This is a genomic window from Kitasatospora sp. NPDC091257, assembly GCF_044757675.1.
In the GTDB taxonomy this organism is placed as follows: Bacteria; Actinomycetota; Actinomycetes; order Streptomycetales; family Streptomycetaceae; genus Kitasatospora; species Kitasatospora lactacystinica.
Map to the genome: position 1 here is coordinate 1 of NZ_JBIVVI010000984.1, position 3,491 is coordinate 3,491.

The window sequence follows — 3,491 nt, forward strand, 5'->3', positions numbered from 1 at the left end:
GGGAGTCCGCGCCCCAGACCCCCATCAGCAGGGCGGGTACGGCGAGCCCGACCCCGACGGTGGCGAGGATCTGGTCGCGCGGGCGGCTGTAGAGCGGCCGGATCAGGAAGAGCTCCAACAGGACGGCGGCGGCCGTCCCGACCAGGGTGCCGAACGGCACCGCGAGCCAGAAGGAGAAGCCGGCCTCGGCGCCGGCCCACCAGGTGGCGTAGGCGCCGATGGAGAGCAGGGCGCCGTGCGCGAAGTTGAGCACGTCCATCAGACCGAAGATCAGCGACAGACCGGAGGCGACCAGGAAGTACAGCGCACCGAGACCGAGTCCGGTACAGGAAAGGAGGACGACGGTGTCCATCAGGGCTTCACCTCGGCGGTGAGGACGGGGGCGGCCGGGGAGGCGGCGGGCCGGGGCCCGCCGGCGAGCGGGTGGCGGGAGCCGACGCCGAGCAGGCGGCGGGCGGCTTCCTCATCGGCCAACAGCTCGGCGGTGTCGCCGCGGTGGGCGGTGCGGCCGTCGGCCAGGACGGCACAGGTGCCGGCCAGTCGGCGGACGAGGGCGAGGTTCTGCTCGACCAGCAGGACCGGCACGGCCTCGGCCGCGCGCGCCAGCACCTCGGCCACCTCGGCGACGATCTTCGGGGCCAGGCCCTTGGTGGGCTCGTCGGCGATGATCAGCCGGTTGCGGTTGAGCAGCGTCCGGCCGATCGCCACCATCTGCTGCTGGCCGCCGGAGAGCGTCCCGGCCAACTGCCCGGCTCGCTGATTGAGTTCGGGAAAGAGCTCGTGGACGAGTGCGTAGTCCGGTTCACCGGCCGCGCCCCCGCTCCCGGCGGCGCGCTCGGCGAGGCGGAGGTTCTCGGCGACCGTCAGGCCGGCGAAGATCCCCCGGTCCTCGGGCGCGTAGCCGATGCCGTGACGAACGACCAGATGCGTGGGAAGGGAGGAGAGCTCGGATTCGGAGAGCCGGATGCTTCCGGTGCGCGGCACCAGGCCCATGACGGCCTTGACGGTGGTGGTCTTGCCGGCGCCGTTGCGGCCCAGGAGTGCGGTCACCCCGGCGGGGGCCACGTCGAAGTCGACCCCGTGCAGGATGTGCAGCCCGTCGATGACCACCCGCAGATCGCGGACGGAGAGGAGGGGGACGGCGTCGGAGGACGGCGAGGAGGCGGAGCGCCCCGAAGGAGTGGAGCGCTGAGCGGAGAACGGAGAGGAGGTCACAACGCCTCACCCAGGTAGGCCTGTTGCACGGTCGGGTCGGCCATCACGGCCTCGGGGGTGTCCAGGGCGAGCAGCGTGCCGTGGTGCATCACCGCGAGTCGGTCGGCCAGGCCGAGCAGGACGTCCATGTGGTGCTCGACCATCAGGACGGTCCGGCCCAGGTCCCGGTGAACGGAACGGATCAGCTCGGTGAGGGCGGGCACCTCCTCCGCGCTGACACCGGCCATCGGCTCGTCCAGCAGGATCAGCCGGGGCTCGGAGACCAGCAGGACGGCCAGCTCCAGCTTGCGCTTCTCCCCGTGGGAGAGCGCACTGGCCAGGGTGTCGGCGCGATGGGTGAGGTCGGTGCGTTCCAGGGTGTCGGCCAACTGCTGCTCGTAACGGTCGGCGCGGCGCCAGAGCCGGTACGAGGCGCGCGGCCCGGCCGCCGCCTGGGCGGCCAGGCGGACGTGGTCGGCGACCGTCATCCCCGGCCAGAGGGAGGAGGTCTGGAAGGTGCGGCCGAGCCCGCGGCGGGCCCTGGCGTGCACAGCCTCGGTGGTGACGTCCGCGCCGTCGAGGTGGAGGCTGCCGTGGGTCGCCGGGTAGATGCCCGAGATCAGGTTGAAGAGGGAGGTCTTGCCGGCGCCGTTGGGCCCGATGAAGGCGATGAACTCGCCTTCACCGACCGAGAAGGAGACGTCCTCGACGATCGGCACGCCGCGGACGGCCCAGCCGAGCCCGTCCAGACGCAGCACCGGGGAAGAGGACGCGGAGGAACGCACGGACGAGGAGCCCTGAGCGGAGGAGGCGGAAGGAGTGGAGGCGGTACGGGCGGGCATCGGGATCAGCCCGCCATCGGGGTGACCGGGGGCGCTGCCTCGTCCGCGGTCAGGGTCTTCTCCACCGAGGGCTTGGCGGCGGCGCCACTGCCGGTCAGCCGCACCTGGAACATCGGCTGGAGCAGGGCGTGGTCCTCGGAGCGGACCGTGGTCTTCCCCTTGACCCCGTCGAAGCTCCAGCCCTCCAGGGCCTTGACCAGGGCCGAAGTGTCGTCGGCGGAGCCGTGGTTGGACTCGACGGCGTGCACGATCATCTGGGCGGCGGTGAAGCCGTCCGGGGTGAAGATGTCCGTCTTCCCTCCGGCGGCGGTGACGGCTTCGGTCATGGCCTTCTCCACCGGGGTGCCGGCGGCGCCGTCGAAGTAGTGGTTCAGGAAGGAGATCTTCTCGCCGGCCGGGCCGAACAGCGGGTAGGAGGCTGCCAGGTCGAGGCCGGTGACGACCTTGGTGTCGGCGAACACGTCCTGCTGGTTGAGCGCCGTCCACAGGGCCGAGGCGGTGTCGCCCGCCCAGGCGACGAACAGCAGGTCGGGCTTGGCGGTCCGGGCCTGGGTGGCGAAGGGGGTGAGGTCGGTGGCGCTCGGCGGGGCGAGCACCTGGTCGACGGTCGCGCCCTCACCGCCGAGCACCGCCTTCACCGCGGCCACGTTGGCCTGGCCGAAGGCGTTGTCCTGAGCGAGCACGGTGACCTTCTTGCCCTTGGCGTCACCGACGAACGAGGCCGCGGTCTTGATGTCCTGGTAGGACTGGCGGCCGGAACGGAAGGTGTACTTGTTCAGACCGGTGGCCTTGTCCGCGGCGGCCGGGCCGCTGATGAAGAGCACCTTGTTCTGCGCGGCGATGGGGCCGACCTGGAGGGCCACGCCGGAGGCGGTGGAGCCGGCCAGCACCTTGTAGCCCTTGCCGATCAGGTCCTTGGCGGCGGACACCGCCTTGGCCGGGTCGCCGGCGTCGTCCTGCTCCTCGAACTCGATCTTGTGCCCGTCGACCGCGCCGGTGCCCTTGGTCGCGTAGCTCAGGCCGGCCTTGAAGCCCTCCAGGTACTGCTTGCCGTAGGCGGCCAGCGGCCCGGTCCTGGAGTACACCAGGCCGACCTTGATCGGGCCCTTGGCGCCACCGTCCGCCGCGCTCGTCCCGGCCGTTCCGGCCTTGGCGCAGCCCGAGGCGAGCAGGACGCAGGCCGCGAGGGCGGCGAGCTTCCGCGCCGGGCCGCCGGTCAGGGAGTCGCCCGGACGGGCGCCGGCGGCGGTCCGGGAGGGGGCTGTCGAGCTGCGCATGGTGACCGACTCCTGAGGTGCGGCGGGGTGAATGCGGGAACCGTAGGTGTGCGGTGGGAGTGGCGACATGTGCCCAGTTGACGCATCAGCCCGTCCGGATGTGGCTCCGGCCGACATACCGCCGGGCCTCCGTCGCCCTCCGGGCTCCCGGGTGTGGCCTTTCGACACGACTCCTCAC

The 3,491-nt window shown here is 72.0% G+C and carries 3 protein-coding genes and 1 pseudogene; all 4 read right to left on the bottom strand.

The features are described 5' to 3' along the window. A pseudogene (locus ACIQOV_RS33125) lies at positions 1 to 352 on the bottom strand (branched-chain amino acid ABC transporter permease); the annotation flags it as partial. After that, on the bottom strand, positions 352 to 1,116 hold the full coding sequence (locus tag ACIQOV_RS33130) for an ABC transporter ATP-binding protein (RefSeq protein ID WP_401054437.1): 765 nt from the start codon (positions 1,114 to 1,116) through the stop codon (positions 352 to 354). The pseudogene ACIQOV_RS33125 and the gene ACIQOV_RS33130, both read right to left, overlap by 1 nt. A gap of 95 nt (positions 1,117 to 1,211) precedes the next feature. After that, positions 1,212 to 1,952: an ABC transporter ATP-binding protein gene (locus tag ACIQOV_RS33135; protein ID WP_401054433.1), complete on the bottom strand. Its 741-nt coding sequence runs from the start codon at positions 1,950 to 1,952 to the stop codon at positions 1,212 to 1,214. Positions 1,953 to 2,041: 89 nt separating this feature from the next. After that, positions 2,042 to 3,313: a substrate-binding domain-containing protein gene (locus ACIQOV_RS33140; RefSeq protein WP_401054435.1), complete on the bottom strand. Its 1,272-nt coding sequence runs from the start codon at positions 3,311 to 3,313 to the stop codon at positions 2,042 to 2,044. Positions 3,314 to 3,491: the final 178 nt, after the last annotated feature.